Origin of the sequence: Paenibacillus sp. OK060, assembly GCF_900101205.1 — a bacterium.
Classification (GTDB): domain Bacteria; phylum Bacillota; class Bacilli; order Paenibacillales; family Paenibacillaceae; genus Paenibacillus; species Paenibacillus marchantiae.
Genome location: NZ_FNFR01000002.1, coordinates 464,830 through 483,233, shown reverse-complemented (window position 1 = coordinate 483,233; position 18,404 = coordinate 464,830). Strand labels below are relative to the sequence as shown.

Genomic DNA, 18,404 nt, shown 5'->3' with positions numbered 1-18,404 from the left:
CTGATGGAGAATCTGTTAAGATTGTCTGTGACTTGCTTCACTTGTGCAAAGCCAGTATTGGAGAAGCGTTACTTTGCATGGGGTTAAATCTTTTCTAACGCTAAATAAGCTTTTCTAATATTTTGGCTTTGCACCTTATTTTCAAAAATAAGGAGTGAAGCAGAGTGAAATATACAAACGCTAAAAAAATATTGCCCGAAAAGTTAATAATAATGATTCAAGAGTATGTCCAGGGAGAGACGATTTACATCCCAAAACAGGAAAAGGAATATAATCATTGGGGAAGTTTGAGTGGCGGAAGGCAATGGTTAGATCACCGAAATGCCACTATTAGACAAGCCTTTAAGAGTAATAGCAGCATTGAGCAACTTGCTAAGGACTACTTTCTCTCTGTTGAAACCATTAAGAAAATTGTTTATTCCAAAAATAAGTAGTACACGGCACTGATGAAGAAATTCATCAGTGTTTTTTATGTCAAAAACGATTCTAACTTATTGTTTTCATTTGAATAGTTAATTGCTCTCTTTACAATAGGATTAGGCAGAAGAGGAGTCGATACAGTGAGAGAAAATGTAACTTTTGATCTGGATTCAAATCGGGAATACTGGACCATTGGAGAGAGCAGTACTTCATTGGACATAATTAAGAGAGCGAGGAAACAGTAAATATGAATGAACCAAAAAGCAGAAGCAGACATCTGATCGATCAGGAGCTAATAAGTGCAATTGATTTAATACCAGCCACCGATCTTTCCGCTGCCACACTAATGGAAGCACGGAAAAGTCAAACAAAAATGATGCAGCAAATCGATGTAACGCAGCTGTTTCCAGTCACATTCGAAGAAAGGGCGGTTCCAAGTTATTTTGGTGGTCCTGATATTCGTATCGAAATTATTAAACCCCTCCAACCAAAGAACAGTAAGATGCCGTTATATTATTCGATTCATGGTGGGGGAATGGTTATGGGCAGTCCGGTCGGTGAACGCCAAAGCAATGCGGCACTGGCTGTGCAACATGGTTTTTGCTGTGTATCTGTTTACTATCGGCTAGCGCCAGAACATATTCAGCCAAGTCAATTACAGGATTGTTATTCCGGCCTGAAATGGTGCATCGAGCATGCCGAGGAATTAGGGTTAGATACCGAGAAAGTCGCTCTTGCAGGCAGCAGCGCCGGTAGTGGATTAGCAGCGGGGTTAGCCCTGTACATTCGCGACCAGAAGGAATTCGACATCCATCATCTAAGACTGCGCAGCCCCATGCTCGATGACCGTACAAGTATTTTGCCAGACCATCCTTATGCCGGCGAGTTTGTTTGGACCAAAAAAAGCAATTATTTCGGCTGGAAATCTGTCTTAGGTCACGAACCCGGACAAGAGGAAACAAGTGAATATTACGTGCCAGCGCGTGCAAAATCTCTTGCCGGTTTACCACCCACTTATATGAGCATAGGCAGCATTGATTTGTTCATAGATGAAACCTTATTATTTGCCAAACAACTTGCCTTTGACGGTGTTTTGATCGAATTGCAAGTACTTCCTGGATATCATCATTTGGCTCCAATGTTTCCGAATGCACATTTTTCTCAAATAGGTGCCACCTCTAGTGAGTATGCGTTGTTGAAAGCTCTGGAGTTACTTTGATTATAAGACTAATTTAGAGGTCGAATCGGAACCGAGACAATAGGGTGGAAGCAGTACAAATGACACAAGTTAGAGTGTTGAAAGATAAAGTCGCATTGATGCGGCTTTTTTTGTTTTGTCGTGGGGCAAGAACCAGACCTTTTGCCGTCCAACCATAGTTTAGATAATTGTGCATATCGAATTTGTAACTTGTGTATTTAAATTTGCTTGAATCCTTGCTAAACTTTGTTTTGATAATGAGAATCATTATTATTTGGTGGGGGCAAAATTTGTCCGGAGGGCTTTCTAGAGCAAAACAATGATAAGAACTAAGAAAGGTTGGTAGAAATGACTTCAAACAGACAACTATGTATTGGATTGTCCTTAAATGCAACATGGAATAAAGGTGACGGTTGGCGGCACCGGGATAGCGGAGTAGAGCAGACAGGAACCATTGACTATTATATTCATTGGGCAAAAATGGCGGAGAACTCTAAGCTCGATTTTCTTTTCAGAGCTGATTATCTGTATATTAGCCCGCAGATGTTAGGCGATTCTTCTAATTTCGGCAGCCCAGATCCTACTTTGTTTTTTGCAGCAATAGCTCGTGAAACCAACCGCATCGGACTCGTTACGACCATTTCTACCACGTTTAATCCGCCTTATGTTGTTGCCCGGCAGCTTCAGTCCTTAAACTGGCTAAGTAATGGGCGTGCCGGGTGGAATATTGTCACTTCTATTGAAGGCGCCGATAATTTCGGGAATTCGCCAATGCCATCACCGGAAGAACGGTATGCAAAGGCAATAGAATTTACGGAAGTGGTATGCAAGCTTTGGGATAGTTTTCCGAATGAGGCTATTGTTATTGACCGTGAGTCAGGCATGTTTTCTGATAAGGAAAAAGTGACTGCTATTCATCATTCCGGTGAATTTTTCAATGTAAAAGGGCCACTCACTTTACCTTCTCATCCATCGGGAACCATTCCTCTGTTTCAAGCTGGTGCTTCGGATATTGGACGGAATTTTGCTTCTTCCGTAGCGGATGCTATTTTTGCGGCAATGCCGGATCTTGAATCGGGCGTGGAATTGCGAAGTGATTTGAGAAAAAGAGCTGTAGAACATGGGCGCGATCAGAACACGATTAAAGTTTTGCCGGGGTTATATTTTTTCCTGGCCGATACGCACGAAGAAGCGCTTGAATTACATAAGGCTGCTCATGCCCATTTAAGTCTTGAGCGCAGACACGCATCTCTGAAATCGTTGATGGGTCTTGATTTAAGCAGTTTCCCCTTAGATCAACGCGTAACCGAGGATATGCTGCCTGATCCTGATCAGGCTGTTCGCAGTCGCACACATGCTGAGCTGTTGCGCCGTTATATTACAAAATATCAGCCTACAGTAAAAGATATCCTGAATCGGCCTGAGGTTGTCGGATCTGCTCATTGGGTATCTGTGGGAACAGTCGAGACCGTAATGAATGATATTATTGAGCGGGTTGAGGCTGGTGCTATTGATGGATTCATCGCCCTGCCAGGCGGTTCAGAAAAATCGATGGAAATATTTTTTGAAAAGCTGATTCCAAAGTTAGTTGAAAGAGGTCTGTTCAGAAGTGAATATACCGGGGAAACGTTGCGAGATCATTTAGGAAATTCATAAAACACTGCATACACAGTAATTGGGGAGGACATATGAAAAGACTAACTGGATTGATTTTAACTGTAATTTTACTTGCAGGGGGGATACTGGCTGGTTGCTCCGAAACGCCCGTTGCAGTTACTCCTGAGGCCAGCAAGATCGAGGGTGAAGGATGGCCAAGAACCATTGAGGATGCCAGCGATAATGGGGTGATGCTTGAGAAACGACCAGAGCGTATAGCGGTGCTGCATCCATTATACTTAGATTACTTTTTTGCTCTGGATACACCTCCAATCGCATCAATAAGCGCTTCGGAAGCGATGGAGAAGTTTGCAACTTTACAGCCTTACGCCGGGTCTACTGATATTATTGATTTGGGTAGCGACTCAGCGAATTTGGAAAAGATTATTGAGGCCCAGCCTGATGTGATTGTAACCTTTAAGGGGTCTGTGGATACCATCTATGATGAGTTGAACAAGATTGCTCCAGTCATCTTAATCGACTACACCGATACCTGGGAAAAAACAACGATGCTCCTTGCTGAGGTTGTTGGAAAAGAAGAGCTCGCAGAACAATTGATTAAGGGAACCCAAGAAATGATAGCACAAACGAAAGAACAGTTAGGTACTCTTGAGGATAAGACCTTTGCCTTGTTGCGGGTTGATGGAAAAGCCAATTTTAATGCTCAAGGATCTAAAAATACAATGTACTACAATCAAACTGCAGGCTTTGGATTATTGGCACCGAAGGGATATCCTGAGGGTGGCGAGGCGCTTACGCTGGAGGGACTATACGACATGAATCCCGATTATATTATTATCCAGCATGATATTGACGTTGCAAAGGCAGCCGTGAAGGAAAAGGAATCTTCGAAGGTATGGAACTCTCTGGAGGCAGTAAAAAATAACCATGTAGTTATCTTTGATAATTCCCTCAATAGTGCGAGTATTCTGGCTGTTCGTTTGGCTTCAGAGTATTTCCTGAAATTAGCTGAACAATAATTCATAATACAAGAAGTCCGATTGCTGATACTGAGCGCAATCGGACTTTTTTGCTCTAGGGAGACAAGCATATAGTTGCATTAGAAGTTACCTAGTTGGCGATTAATTTGAGCTCATTTTTTTGTCTGAAGACGATAACCGCTTGGAGTTAGGCCACAGCACCGGCGGAAATTTTGTGAGAAGTAGCTTTGAGAGGAAAAACCAGTGGATTCCGCAACTTGAGCAATGGAAAGATCTGTGGTTTCTAGTAGCTCCTTGCTCGCACGAATCCTGACCTCATTGAGATAATTAATAGGTGACATACCGTAATATTTAGCGAAAGTGTGTGCCAGATAATATTTGCTGATATGCGCCTTTTCTGCAAGAGAGTGGAGCGAGATTTCCTCCGCGTAGTTCGAGTCGATATGTCGCTTGATCCGGCTGCATATCTTGTCAGCCCTTTGCGTGGTTACAACAGAGAAGGGATGACCAGATCTTCTCATTAAACTAATGATTACAATCTCAAGTAAGTTTTGACAGACGTCCTCATAGTTCTCATCCTTGTTTTCGGTCTCCGAAAGCATAGCGTTGAAATACAACAAGAGTTCATTCCTCTGTTTTGAATAATTGATAATTTCATGATTACGGGTTCCACTTTGCTTTCCAAAATCAAAACTCATCCCCTCAACCCCAAGCACTACATACTCCAAAGGGTCACTCCCAATGGATACTTCGGTATGCTCTACGTTCGGGTTCACGATGACAAGATCGTCCTGCTGCACCGAAAAAATCTCATCCTCTACGATGAAATTCCCTCGTCCACTTCGGACATAAAACAGCTCCGCGAAGTTATGTGAATGACGAATGCTGAACCAATCTCCTTCATAAATGGAAGAGCTAACATAGATTAACTTTGCGGGAATCTCTCCACGTCCCTTTCCGGGAAGCCAATAGCGTACATTTCCCATCTGCAGTCCGTCCTTTCCTCAATCTCATTTAGTGAACTACAGTTAAACCAATTTCAACGTTTTATGTTGTGAAAAAATTGTTAATTTATAAATTTATTATATTAGCAAGATATATAAAATCAACGACAACATGTATGTAGATATAAAGAGGCCGTTAAGATAAATTAAAAGGGCGAGAAAGAATGTAAGCGGTTACGTATGATCACTAAATATAGGGGGAATGGATTTATGAAAAAAATTCTTAGCCTTGCGATCACGGCAGCATTGACTCTTAGCTTGGCAGCCTGCGGCAGCTCTTCTGAAAATGGCCCTAATTCAACAAAGGATTCATCCAACACGAACTCGGCAACATCTACGGAACAACGTACTCTTAAGCTAGCTGCTTTGGAAACCGCTTACGGGGCTGATGTATGGAAAGAAATTACGGCTGCCTTCGAAAGCGCCAATCCTGGCGTGAAAGTCGAAACGACGATTGACAAAAATATTGAAGATGTCATTGGACCCGGTATGAAATCTGGTGAGTTTCCTGATGTTATCCATTTGGCAACGGGTCAGCCGAAGGGCTTGACTGAAACCTTTGTAAAGGATAATAACCTAACTGACCTTTCAGATGTGCTGTCCATGACCATACCCGGCGAAAGTGTAACCGTCAAGGATAAGCTGATTCCAGGTTTCACTGATACAACGATCACGAATCCGTATAACGATGGAAAGACCTATCTGATGCCTATGTTCTACAGCCCTACCGGTTTGTTTTATAACGAGGGTTTGTTTGAACAAAAAGGTTGGAAAGTTCCTACGACTTGGGAAGAAATGTGGGCTCTAGGTGATCAAGCTAAAGCCGAGGGTATTTCACTATTTGCTTATCCGACGTCAGGTTACTTTGACTCTTTCTTCTATGCTTTGCTCAACGAGGTGGGCAGCGCGGATTTCTTCACTAAAGTGACGCATTACAACGAAGGCATTTGGCAAACCCCAGAAGCTCAACAAACGGTTGAACTGATCGGTAAACTGGCTACTTACACCGAAAAAACGGTTCCCGCAAATGCCAACAAAGATAACTTTACCAAAAACCAACAACTGATTCTGGACAATAAAGCACTCTTCATGCCTAACGGTACTTGGGTCGTTGGCGAAATGAGCAAAGCTCCGCGAGCAGAAGGCTTCAAATGGGGCTTCACAGCTCTTCCGGCAATAAAAGACGGTGGCGACCGTTATTCGTATACCTTCTTCGAACAAATTTGGATTCCTGCCAAAGCGGAAAACGCAGATCTGGCAAAACAATTTATTGCTTATCTTTATTCCGATGAGGCAGCAGCCATTTTTGCAAAGGTTGGCGCGATTCAACCGATCAAAGGTATGTCCGACAAATTGGATGGAGACAACAAGCTTTTCTACAGCATCTATGACAATGGGGCAAAGGCTGCTATGGGTGCATTTGCAACAACTGACCCAGTTGAAGGGGTGAATATATCGGATGCAGTGTTTGCGTCCATTGACTCCCTTGTAACAGGTGCTAAAACACAGCAACAGTGGGTTGAGGGAATCATTAAAGCAAGCGACGCCTTGCGGGGAGCATTGAAATAATAAAGAGGCCTGGGCCTTGAGAATGTAACAGGATCATGGTGGGCGACCTGAGCTGACCACCATGATCTGACCTTTGGGAGGAGAGAGAAAGCCATGGATATGAAAAAAGGAAGAGGACGTTTTATCTTCTTCTGTCTAGCACCCGCCGTCCTCCTTTTTGCAATTTTCTTAATTATTCCTACGATCGATGTCTTTCGGATGTCATTGTACAAGTGGGGCGGCTATACCGATAACAAAACCTTCGTAGGTTTGCAGAATTTCAATAAGCTGTTTCATAGCGATAAGTTTTATCAGACCTTTCAAAATAGTGTTCTGCTCATTGTTCTGGTTACAATCGTGACCTTTGCTCTGGCACTTCTGTTTGCATCGATGCTCACACGTGAAAAACTCAAAGGGCAAAATGTTTTACGCGTAATCTTCTATATTCCTAACATTCTGTCTGTGGTTGTCATCAGTGCGATCTTCTCAGCGATTTACGATCCGAATAGCGGGCTTATGAACTCATTGCTAAAGCTGTTTCGCGGATTACAAGCAGAGCCCATTCTATGGCTAGGGGATCAGAAAGTAGTTATTTTCAGTCTTGCAGGCGCGATGATCTGGCAGGCGATCGGCTATTACATGGTAATGTACATGGCTAGTATGGCCAACATTCCAGAGAGCTTATATGAATCCGCAGGGCTTGAAGGAGCAGGGCGAATGGCTCAGTTTTTCCAGATAACCATTCCTTTAATCTGGACGAACATACGGACGACGCTCACCTTTTTCATCATCAGTACGATTAACATGAGTTTCTTGTTCGTGATGACGATGACAAGCGGCGGTCCAGACGGTGCCACCGAAGTGTTCCTCAGTTATATGTATAAAGAAGCATATACTAATTCCTCTTATGGCTATGGGATGGCCATCGGTGTAATTGTGTTCCTGTTCTCGTTTGCGCTTGCTGGAATACTAAACGCAGTTACCAGACGAGAGCATTTGGAATTTTAGGAGGGAATAAGATGAATACAAACAACCGCTCACGGAGAGGTGTTAGCGACAAATTATACAAAGGCTTCATTTACGTTATACTGATCGCTTTAGCCATCCTCATCCTCATCCCTGTTCTATGGGCATTCATGGCCTCCATCAAACAAGACAGTGAGTTTTACGGCAGCCCCTGGGCACTTCCCGCCGGGATGCATCTACAGAACTTTGCTGATGCATGGCTCAAGGCAAAAATGGGTTCTTTTATGCTCAATTCCGTATTGGTGACGGTAATCGCACTGGTGCTTCTACTTATTGTGGCATTGCCTGCGTCCTATGTACTTTCTCGTTTTAAATTTAGAGGGAACGGATTCTGGAATATGATGTTTATGGCGGGTTTGTTTATTAATGTAAACTATATCATTGTTCCTATCTTTCTGATGCTTAATAACGGCGACAAGATGCTCCGCGGCATACTGGGACACCCTTTTTTGCTGAACAACCTGTTTGTTCTCGCGGTGGTTTATGCTGCGATGGCACTGCCATTTACGATCTATCTCATGTCGGGATATTTTAAATCGCTGCCCAAAGAATTTGAGGAAGCGGCCTCGGTGGACGGTGCTGGCTATTTTCGTACTATGGTGCAAGTCATTATGCCTATGGCCAAACCCAGTATCGTAACGGTTATTCTGTTCAATTTCCTGTCCTACTGGAACGAATATATTATCTCTATGACGCTCCTAACCAAACCGACCCTGAAGACATTACCTGTCGGCTTAATGAACCTGATGGCGGCGCAAAAATCCGCAGTTCAGTATGGTCAGATGTATGCAGGTCTGGTGCTGGTCATGCTTCCAACCTTGATTATATATATTCTGGTACAAAAAAAGCTAACCCAAGGTATGACGATGGGCGGGCTGAAAGGATAAGGTGCGATGATGGAAGACTCTACAAAGAATTTTTTGCGTAATTTGTTAATGCTGATTGTTTTTATCGTCGGTATCGGATTGGTCATTGTCGGCCAAAAGAACATTGGAGCCCCCGGACTGGGTCTGATGTTGCTTGGTCTCGCTATGCTGATCGGTCTGCTATGGCTATATAACCGAAAATATAAATAGAGGAGTTTTCAACCATGAGTACAAAAAGAGGACGTGTAACGATCCCTACTGATTTAGATGTTATTCCGCAAACCCTGGAGATCATGAAACGCTGGGGAGCCGACGCTGTACGTGATTGTGATGGAACTGACTTTCCCGCCGAACTGCGGGATATCGATGCCAAGGTCTATTCCACTTATTATACAACCCGTAAGGATAACGTATGGGCTAATGCCAACCCTGAAGAGATTCAACAAATGTATTTGATGACTCCCATTCATACGGCTGAAGGCGAAAGCATTTCCGTTTCCCTTATGAAGGGGATTTATCCTGACATGCTCAAAGTGAATTGTCGCGACGATATTCAGCGCTGGTGGGAAGTCATCGATCGTACAACCGGAGAGGTCGTTCCGACCGAACAATGGAGCTATGACGAGAAAATCGGCGATGTCACCATCACAACCCAGCCGTTCCATGACTATACCGTTAGTTTTTTGGCTTATATTATGTGGGATCCGGTTCATATGTACAATGCGGTCACCAATGAATGGAAAGATGTCGAGCATCAAATTACCTTTGATGTTCGTCAACCGAAGACTCGTAAGTATACGATGGAGCGAATTCGCAAGTTTATCGAAGATCATCCTTATGTCAATGTGATTCGCTATACAACCTTCTTCCACCAATTCACCTTGGTTTTTGATGAGCTCGCTCGTGAAAAATATGTGGACTGGTACGGCTATTCAGCCTCAGTTAGCCCTTATATCCTCGAACAGTTTGAGGAAGAGATCGGGTACAGGTTCAGACCTGAATTTATTATCGACCAAGGATACTACAATAACACCTATCGAATACCTACGAAAGAGTTCCGTGATTTTCAAGCATTCCAGCGTCGGGAAGTGGCGAGCCTTGCCAAAGAAATGGTCGATATTACCCACGAATGTGGTAAGGAGGCCATGATGTTCCTGGGTGATCATTGGATCGGCACAGAGCCTTTCATGGAGGAATTTGCATCAATCGGTCTGGATGCCGTAGTTGGCAGTGTAGGAAACGGTTCAACACTAAGGCTGATCAGCGATATCCCGGGCGTGCAATATACGGAAGGCCGTTTCTTACCTTACTTTTTCCCGGATACCTTTCATACAGGCGGGGACCCCGTAAAGGAAGCCAAAGTAAATTGGGTCACCGCGCGACGTGCGATTCTCCGCAAACCGATCGATCGGATCGGCTACGGCGGATATCTTAAGCTAGCCCTTGATTTTCCCGAGTTTATTGATTATGTAGAAAGCGTTACGGATGAGTTCCGTACGCTCTATGACAATGTACAGGGAACCTCGCCGTATTGCGTCAAGTCAGTAGCCGTGCTCAACTGTTGGGGCAAAATGCGGGCCTGGGGGAACCATATGGTCCATCATGCACTTTATTACAAGCAAAATTACAGTTATGCCGGTATTATTGAAGCTCTCTCTGGTGCACCTTTCGAAGTGAGCTTCATCAGCTTCGACGATATCAAAGAAAATCCTTCCGTTTTAGATGATATTGACGTCATATTAAACGTCGGAGATGCAGATACGGCCTATACGGGTGGAGAATGGTGGCTGGATACGGATATTGTTACCGCCGTAAAAAGGTTTGTTTATGAAGGCGGTGGATTTATCGGTGTTGGCGAACCCACAGCGCATCAGGCGAATGGGCGCTTTTTCCAACTGGCCAACATCCTCGGTGTAGAGGAAGAACGTGGCTTTACGCTGGGTTATGATAAATATAACTGGGATGAGCATGAACATTTCATTACGGCAGATTGTAAAATCAATCCGGATGGAAGCAAGGAAATCAACTTTGGAGAAGGCAAAAAAAATATTTTTGCCCTTGAAGATACTACGATTCTCCGTCAAACGGACAAGGAAGTTCAACTTGCGGTGAACGAATTCGGCGACGGGCGAAGCGTATATATAAGCGGTTTACCATATAGCTTCGAGAATAGCCGCTTGCTGTACCGTGCGATCCTCTGGAGCGCCCACAGCGATCAGGAGCTGAACAGCTGGTTCAGTGAGAACTATAATGTTGAGGTTCATGCTTATGTGGAAAAGGACAAATTCTGCGTCGTGAATAATACGTATGAGCCACAGGAAACAGTCGTTTACCGCGGTGATGGCTCCAGCTTCTCACTGAAGCTGGATGCAAATGAGATCAAGTGGTACGAAATATAAAAAATCCAGCATTCTATTGTAGGAGGAATGATTTGATGCGGAAAAAAAATAATAAAATGATATTCAAATTATGGATTTGGATGATGGTTTTATTGGTTGCTTCAAGTCAGTTAATGGTACTCCCAAGCAATACTGCTTATGCTACTTCAGGAGAATTTGGTGATTTGCCGATTGAGCCACAGGAAAAAACGATCGAGAGCATCCCCCCAATTAAGGTTGAAACATACGTTGAAGAGCAGCCAGAAATCCCATCGGTAATACAAGCAGTATACAGTGACAGCACTACCGCAGAAGTCATGGTGAGCTGGGATCCAATCGAATCTTCTAACTATGCGCAGGTAGGGACATTTACCGTAAAGGGTTCTGTAGAGGGAACGAGTATTAAAGCTGAAGCTGCAATCACGGTGCATGAAAAGAGTATGGAAACAACAGGAAATGTAGATATAGATACATTCTTAGCAGAATTAAAAAATAATGTTCCAAGTAATCAAGAGGTTGTTTCTTATATGAATAACTATCAGTCCATGGAACCGGAAGCCATAACTTTCGTCAAAGGAAATGGAACAACTTCAGTAAACAATGGATTGACAGTAACGATTAACAATCTGGGTGGCAGTGGAGCTATAGCAACATGGGATAAGGCTCCTTGGCTCTCCGGAGGAATCATAGATACAACGATGCGGTATACCAGCACAAATCAAAGCAATATTGGATTTGTTCTAGGATCTAATGATAGTAACCAAGGCATAGCTATTCGTTATGATTCCGGCACAACCTGGGTTATTCAGAGTCCGGATGGAACAAGTAAATGGGAAACATTTGACGGACCAGAACTAAAAATGGACACAGATTATCACATTCAAATCGGCTTTAATGGTATAAAGCTTCTGATCATTGTAGACGACGTGACTTATTACAATAAGAATACTGATTTATTGAGTTCGTTGTCTGGATTAGGTCAAGTCGGGCTGTATAAGCGCTATGCTACAGGAGAGATTGCCATCAAGAGTGTGAGAATTGAAGGTGTGGGCACGAGGGAGAAACCTTCAAACATTGTTAATTATGTTCAAGATTATGAAGACTCCAATTATACCCCCCATTGGTCAGGGCTGAAAGCAGCGGTCGTGACGGATATTACGGGCAATAAAGTTCTCTCCCTTAAAAAAGGATCTAGCGAACGAGGTGTGGATCTGGATTCGCCACAAATTCAACAAGGAACTCTTTCATTAGATTTCAAACTGGTTAATCCGGACAAATTGATTAGCGGACAAGGATTTGCGTTTGGTTTCAGAATGAATGATTCAGCAAGTATTTTCAATGAACTCGGGGTTGATCCGAGCAGCTGGATACCGGAGTCCAATACGGGCTGGGGAGATAAGCAAGAGATTCCTTATCCGATTCAAGGGCGTTGGAACAATCTCATGTTTAATTTTAATGGTAAGAAAATAACGGTTTTTTTGAATAAAAAGCGGATTGGCGATATTACTTTTGAACAGTATTCTGAAGCAGCTGGGCGCTTCGGGCTACGCATTAGAAGCACTGTAGAGCTTCAAATCGACAATGTACAATATACGAATGAGATCATTGAACCCAAACAAATTGCACAATACAGTAATGATTTTGAGGATGGAATTAAAGGTACTTGGACTGGTGCTGATTCTACAATTATTACAGAAGGTAGTAATCGGGTATTGAGACTATCCAATATCAAAGACAATGTAATGAACTTGGATGCACCGTCCTTGCAAAGCGCCACATATATGTTGAATGTGAAGCCAGCAACATCGGATATCGGATTTGTTATAGGCGATGGTGCTATTGTGAAATATGAAGGCACGAAATGGGTATTGTTGAATAAGGATGGGACCAGCACTGACTTTGTCATTTCTGATGCGATGGAATTCAATCCTTTACCTAATACCTGGAACAAAGTTGGACTTCAATACTCTGATCATTCTGTGATCTTAAGTATTAATGGCGCTACATTGCAAGCAAACTTACCGACAGTGCAGCAACTCGGGGAAGGGTCTTTTGGGGTAGTTGCGCAGAATTACATTTATATTGATAATGTTGTTTTTACTGAAGAATTCCTTGATATGAATACGTCTTCATCCCATGTTGGCAAGCTGAGATATGAAGAGTACTATGAAGGTGATTCAATCGTAAATTGGGAAGGCTTCAAGGATACGCCGCAAGTTTCTAGTGGATATTTGCAAGGGATGTTGGATGCTGGAACGGCTGCTATCAATAAGGATGTAACACCAGTAGCCAACGGCATATATCAAGTGAAAATGCAGTCGGATGGAGCTACTGGGATTACACTTGGAAATATCGTGATTTACGAAGAAAGTCCGGGGAATTGGAAATACAAGCTGGAAGGCAGTAATGATGCCTTTGCGATTGGTGCTACTACTGCACTTGCTTCTGGCAAAGATTACACGCTACGTGTAGAAATGATCGAGAACGAGCTAGGCCTTTACGTGAATGGAATTAGGGCTGGCAGTGTGAATGTAACTGGATATACACCAGGTTCATTTGGCATCTACAATTCTGTGACCCATGCGATTCAAGCCAAGATAGACGCGATCACTGCAGAAGAGGTTCGGGTGTATGCACCAGATTATAATGCGCAGAACTGGGGTCCTCTTGATAACAGTAAACCAGAGGTTCTCGCCAATGGAGACAGCCAAATCCGATTGAACATGCCAGGGGTTTCATTAGCCGTGGATAAGGATAGCCCTAAATTCGCTGATCAGGCAATCATTTTTGAATTTAACACCAATGTTTCCGCTGGAGCAGATGGTGGCCGTTATGGTTTTATCGTGAGAGGTTCGGCAGCTGACAAATATGTAGGTGTCGTTCATGATATTAATGGGAAGTGGAAGGTCACAACAAGTAACGGGAATGAGATAGCCTTTCCCAATACGTATCAGATAAAGGCCAATACAAATTATCATATTGAGCTTCGTTTGGTGGGAACAACGGTTAGTCTCAACATTACGGGTCCTGATGGCGTAGCAACAGATATGGGTTCGATATCTGAAGAATCGATGGCTGTTGTGCCGGGTTGGTTTGGTCTTCGTTCATGGTATGGAACCAAACAAATGACGGTGAGTAACCTCAAAATGGTCGAACTTGAGTCGCTACCTAAGCTGAAACTGGCGCAAGAGACAGATACGATTGAGAATGATGGTATGACCGTTACTGTATATAAAGATTTTCCAGGCATTGTAGAGTATCAAGTGAATCATCACACGCTACAGGCCGACGTGGAGCAAACGAATAGCGTGAAGATTAATAATAAGGATTATGTACCGCGTACAGTATCGAAGAAAGACAGTGCTAGCACATATCAGTACACGATGACGTTTGATGAGATCGGCGTTGTGATTGATGGACATCTCGAGGCAAAGGCGAACAATGTAGTGCGATTTGAAATTGATAAAATTTCCGACGGCCCGGATTTCTTAGTGCGTTCGATTCAAATGAACAACGCTCTGATCCATGTGAATAGTTCAATGAAAGATGCATCGTATGCATGGAGTAAGTCAAACGGGGAGTGGCACGGAGTCTCAGAGGAACTGGTTGACGATATGTCTCTTATGAAGCAAAGCGGTACGACCGGTGTAACGATGGTTATGGTGAGTGGAGATGGCTTGGCAGCATCGGCAGAGGACAACGTCATGAGTGGTGGCAATAAATTGATAATCACCACAGAGAAAAAACCGCTTGTCAATAAAATAACGGTGAAGCCAGGCAGTTGGACGTATCGACATCTTCAAAGTAGTGAGACTGAAGAGTTGCCATGGTATGAAGTGGTCGTCACTGGGGAACGCAATAACGACGAAAAGACAGATTGGCAAGATGCGGCTGTTGCTTACCGAACGGAAATTTACAATGAGCCATTTGGCGCACAGGATATGAAGAACAATATGATGTACATTGCTTTCAACTTTGCGAGTCAAGCCAATGATCCGTTCTTGAACAGTTTGGATACGGGGAAAGTTCTGTACAATTTTACAGACGGTTTTGGACAGATGATTCTGCATAAGGGGTATCAGGCGGAAGGGCATGATGATGATATTCCTTCCTACTCTAATATTGGTGTACGACAAGGTGGATTAGATGATTTCAATTATTTGATCGATGAGGGGGATAAGTACAACCTTCACGTCGGCGTACATTTGAATGCAACCGAATATCATCTCGATGCCAACGAACTGGATTACTCCAATTTAACTGGGGCTACAGCTAATGGACCGAAGACAGATAAGCTCTCCAAAGGTTGGGATTGGATCGATACGGCTTATTATGTAGATCAAACGAAGGATGTCCTGAGTGGTGAACTGAAATCACGGTTAACCAATCTATATAATCTCACGAAGGACGCCAACGACCCTAATGATCCTGCGTTAGATTTCTATTATGTAGACGTGTATACCGGCAATGACTACAATGCCTATAAATTGTTGCAATATGCCAATGGTCTTGGAGTCAAAGTAGGAACAGAATTCTCAGGTCCGATTGAACCAGGTGTGGATTTCGTTCACTGGGGTCCGGATTTAGGATATCCCAATAAAGGGAACAAGAGTATCCTTTCTAGAATGGTGAAGAACAATCTCGATATTTTTGTAGGGAATGCTTTATTTAAAGGACAAAAAATCCCTGGTGTGACCACTTGGGGCGATTCTAAGCCAGACGTACAGCAGGGTGTAACAGTATTCTTCAATGAAGTATTGCCGACGAAGTATATACAGCATTTCGGTGTACTGAAATATGAAGAGGACCAAGTAACTTTTGATAATAATGTCGTCTCTAAGAGAAATAAATCCACTGGTATGATTGAGCTTACCAAGAATGGCAAGCTGATCTCTTCTTGGAAAGATACCGGAACGACTACCGATGAATCAGTGCGCCATACAGGTGAGGCTAACTCGTTAATTCCATGGGTTTGGGATATCAAAGCTAATCAAATCTTGGGTGTTAACGATGGTGCGAAGCTGTACCATTGGAACACAACAGGTAACTCGACCACTTGGCAGTTGACGGATGAATTTAAAGATGTGAAACAGTTTAATATGTACGAATTGACCCAACAAGGTAAAGTTCTGGTGGATACGCTGGTCGCTCGGAATGAATCTCTTACGATTACGAAGGCAAAGAAAAATACGCCTTATGTATTGTATCCAGCAACTGCTGATGCCCTGACTTTGGTACCTAATGCAGGGAATTGGGGAGAAGGCAGTTTGATCAAGGATTTTGCCTTCAATTCAGAGAAGTTCAATGTTCCAGGTTCATGGACAGTCGATGATCCAGCAAACATTACAATCAAGACTGTTCAAGGGGATACAGAATACGATATCACTAAAGAAATGAACAAATCGAATTGGAACAGATACGCAGAGGTCGGTAGTAATTCAGGTGTAATCTCACAGGAGATTACCGGATTGCAGCCTGGTCAGGATTACACCGTCGGAGTGTGGACACAGACTGAAAAGGGGAGGGAATCCTCGCTTCAGGTCACGATTAATGGTCAAACCTATTCCAATCATGTGACAGGTCAGGATGGCATCCATAAATCATCCTTCAAGTACGTGGACACCAAATGGCAAAGAATGAATGTTGAATTCAAGGTTCCAGCAGGCATTAATTCCGCGACAGTTAAGCTTGTAGCTGATCCGGGAGCGGGTACTGTTCAATTTGATGATGTGCGAATTTGGAAACATACAACTGTAGAGAAAGACCCTACGCATAAGAGCTATGTTGTATATGAGGATTTTGAAAATGTGTACGAAGGCTGGGGTCCTTTTGAGTACGGTGGTGGGGATAGGCAAATTCATATTGCAACCGATCAAAGTAATAAACAGGATAACAATCCCGTTGTATCCGCATCTGAGAACAAGGTTGGTCCTGTAATGACCTGGGTTCTGGATGGTGAGAATTCGTTGAAAGTGAATGAAACCGATGTTGGTAAATTAATAAAAACGAATGAATCCAGCGTGAAAATGGAACCAAACACAGAATATGACTTAGGCTTTATTTATACCTTAGAAAAGTATGCTGGTTATGAGGTTTCTGTACAATCACGTTCTACAGGGGAAATTGTGCTGAAGGAAACACTGAGCACACTACCTAATCCGGGTAATAAAGCGGGTGAAGATGGAGGTTATATTCGCTTCCAGAAAAAATTCACGACAGGTGATCAAAATGATTACCAAGTTATTTTCAAAATGGTATCCAAAGGCGCTGGAGGCCCTACTTCTGATTACGCCTTCATTCTGGATGATTTCTACATTAAAGAAAAATTAGCAGTTAACATCGTATCCATTGAGAATGTACAGGTTGAAACGGAAGCTGGTTCTACACCGATATTGCCTTCGCAAGTGACTGTGACATTGAGTAATGATACGACTGAGAATGCTGCCGTTGTATGGGAAACGATTGATCCTTCCCTTTATGCACAGGCAGGTACTTTTCAGGTGAAAGGCGCGGTCAATGGGACGGACATTAAAGCGATTGCGACTGTCAAAGTAAAGGCGAAGGACAGCAGCAATCCGGGTACAAATCCAGGAACAGGATCAAATCCAGACACCGGATCAAGTCCAGGCACTGGTACGAAACCCGATATCCAGCCTAATCCTGGTACAGGAACAAATAATGGGTCTGATCAGGATAACCAAACTGGAAATAAGCCGGATATGGGCAACACCAAACCCAAAGCATTTCTCGATACGGTTGGTCACTGGGCAAACAAGGAAATAGAAGCTCTTGTGAGCAAAGGTATTATCAAGGGCATGAATGATCAGAAATTTGCTCCAGATCTGACGATAAACCGTTCTGAAATCGCAGCGATGTTAACTCGAGCTTTTGGTCTTAAGGCTGATGGGTCATCATCATTTAAAGACGTAACCGAAGATAAGTGGTATAAGGATGATGTTCGTGCTGCGACGGATGCAGGTTTGTTTAAAGGCTATGCGGGTAATTTATTTGAACCTACGAAACCCTTAAGCCGTGAAGAAATGGCCGTTATTATAGTAAGAACGCTTGAGATGAAAGGGAGATTGCCAGAAGTCTCCAATACAACGCAAATGGTACTGTCTAAGTACAAAGATGCGGATAAGGCAGGAATCTGGTCCATGGAAGCATTAGCGATTTGCATTGAGCTTGATCTCATTCAAGGAACACCAGATCACAAGCTTAATCCGAAACGTAATCTGACCCGGGCTGAGGCAGCTGTTTTATTTAGCAGATTATTATCGTATTGCGAAAAGGGCATCATCTGATTTACCTAGTTGAAAAATACTCAAAAAGGCAGACCGACTTCCGGTTTGCCTTTTTGTGATGCA

General features: G+C 43.2%; 11 protein-coding genes. 10 read left to right on the top strand and 1 reads right to left on the bottom strand.

The window, feature by feature from the left end:
• The first annotated feature begins 164 nt into the window (after positions 1–164).
• From BLS14_RS08405 to BLS14_RS08390, 4 genes are all read left to right on the top strand, one after another.
• A complete protein-coding gene (locus BLS14_RS08405; protein WP_079693852.1) occupies positions 165–434 on the top strand; it encodes a CD3324 family protein in 270 nt (89 codons plus the stop codon).
• A 233-nt stretch (positions 435–667) separates the two neighbouring features.
• Positions 668–1,639: an alpha/beta hydrolase gene (locus tag BLS14_RS08400; RefSeq protein WP_090951040.1), complete on the top strand. Its 972-nt coding sequence runs from the start codon at positions 668–670 to the stop codon at positions 1,637–1,639.
• A gap of 327 nt (positions 1,640–1,966) precedes the next feature.
• Positions 1,967–3,274 (top strand): NtaA/DmoA family FMN-dependent monooxygenase, encoded by a 1,308-nt coding sequence (locus BLS14_RS08395; RefSeq protein ID WP_090951037.1) that lies wholly within the window; start codon positions 1,967–1,969, stop codon positions 3,272–3,274.
• Positions 3,275–3,306: 32 nt separating this feature from the next.
• Positions 3,307–4,254, top strand: a complete 948-nt coding sequence (locus tag BLS14_RS08390) for an ABC transporter substrate-binding protein (protein WP_090951036.1) — start codon at positions 3,307–3,309, stop codon at positions 4,252–4,254.
• A 113-nt stretch (positions 4,255–4,367) separates the two neighbouring features.
• Here BLS14_RS08390 and BLS14_RS08385 read toward each other — a convergent pair whose 3' ends face one another.
• Positions 4,368–5,201 (bottom strand): AraC family transcriptional regulator, encoded by an 834-nt coding sequence (locus BLS14_RS08385; protein WP_090806964.1) that lies wholly within the window; start codon positions 5,199–5,201, stop codon positions 4,368–4,370.
• A 228-nt stretch (positions 5,202–5,429) separates the two neighbouring features.
• Between BLS14_RS08385 and BLS14_RS08380 the strand changes: the two genes are divergently transcribed.
• The 6 genes from BLS14_RS08380 to BLS14_RS08355 all read left to right on the top strand — a co-directional run bounded on the left by BLS14_RS08380 (position 5,430) and on the right by BLS14_RS08355 (position 18,341).
• A complete protein-coding gene (locus BLS14_RS08380; protein WP_090951033.1) occupies positions 5,430–6,788 on the top strand; it encodes a carbohydrate ABC transporter substrate-binding protein in 1,359 nt (452 codons plus the stop codon).
• Positions 6,789–6,881: 93 nt separating this feature from the next.
• Positions 6,882–7,775 carry a carbohydrate ABC transporter permease gene (locus tag BLS14_RS08375; RefSeq protein WP_063562707.1) on the top strand — a complete coding sequence of 298 codons (894 nt, stop codon included), beginning with the start codon at positions 6,882–6,884 and terminating at the stop codon, positions 7,773–7,775.
• An 11-nt stretch (positions 7,776–7,786) separates the two neighbouring features.
• Complete coding sequence (locus BLS14_RS08370; RefSeq protein WP_079693845.1) at positions 7,787–8,680, top strand: carbohydrate ABC transporter permease; 894 nt, start codon at positions 7,787–7,789, stop codon at positions 8,678–8,680.
• 6 nt (positions 8,681–8,686) lie between these two features.
• Positions 8,687–8,869 (top strand): DUF6903 family protein, encoded by a 183-nt coding sequence (locus tag BLS14_RS08365; RefSeq protein ID WP_256336288.1) that lies wholly within the window; start codon positions 8,687–8,689, stop codon positions 8,867–8,869.
• A 14-nt stretch (positions 8,870–8,883) separates the two neighbouring features.
• Positions 8,884–11,058, top strand: a complete 2,175-nt coding sequence (gene gnpA, locus BLS14_RS08360) for a 1,3-beta-galactosyl-N-acetylhexosamine phosphorylase (protein ID WP_090951029.1) — start codon at positions 8,884–8,886, stop codon at positions 11,056–11,058.
• Positions 11,059–11,093: 35 nt separating this feature from the next.
• Entirely contained in the window at positions 11,094–18,341 is a 7,248-nt protein-coding gene (locus BLS14_RS08355) for an endo-alpha-N-acetylgalactosaminidase family protein (protein ID WP_090951026.1), read from the top strand.
• Positions 18,342–18,404 lie beyond the last annotated feature (63 nt).

Bases quoted from the DNA above. Each gene is read 5' to 3' on its own strand.
- BLS14_RS08375 (WP_063562707.1), top strand. From the start codon at position 6,882: ATGGATATGAAAAAAGGAAGAGGACGTTTTATCTTCTTCTGTCTAGCA.
- BLS14_RS08370 (WP_079693845.1), top strand. From the start codon at position 7,787: ATGAATACAAACAACCGCTCACGGAGAGGTGTTAGCGACAAATTATAC.
- BLS14_RS08395 (WP_090951037.1), top strand. From the start codon at position 1,967: ATGACTTCAAACAGACAACTATGTATTGGATTGTCCTTAAATGCAACA.
- BLS14_RS08400 (WP_090951040.1), top strand. From the start codon at position 668: ATGAATGAACCAAAAAGCAGAAGCAGACATCTGATCGATCAGGAGCTA.
- BLS14_RS08355 (WP_090951026.1), top strand. From the start codon at position 11,094: ATGCGGAAAAAAAATAATAAAATGATATTCAAATTATGGATTTGGATG.
- BLS14_RS08390 (WP_090951036.1), top strand. From the start codon at position 3,307: ATGAAAAGACTAACTGGATTGATTTTAACTGTAATTTTACTTGCAGGG.
- BLS14_RS08385 (WP_090806964.1), bottom strand. From the start codon at position 5,201: ATGGGAAATGTACGCTATTGGCTTCCCGGAAAGGGACGTGGAGAGATT.
- BLS14_RS08365 (WP_256336288.1), top strand. From the start codon at position 8,687: ATGATGGAAGACTCTACAAAGAATTTTTTGCGTAATTTGTTAATGCTG.
- BLS14_RS08380 (WP_090951033.1), top strand. From the start codon at position 5,430: ATGAAAAAAATTCTTAGCCTTGCGATCACGGCAGCATTGACTCTTAGC.
- gnpA (WP_090951029.1), top strand. From the start codon at position 8,884: ATGAGTACAAAAAGAGGACGTGTAACGATCCCTACTGATTTAGATGTT.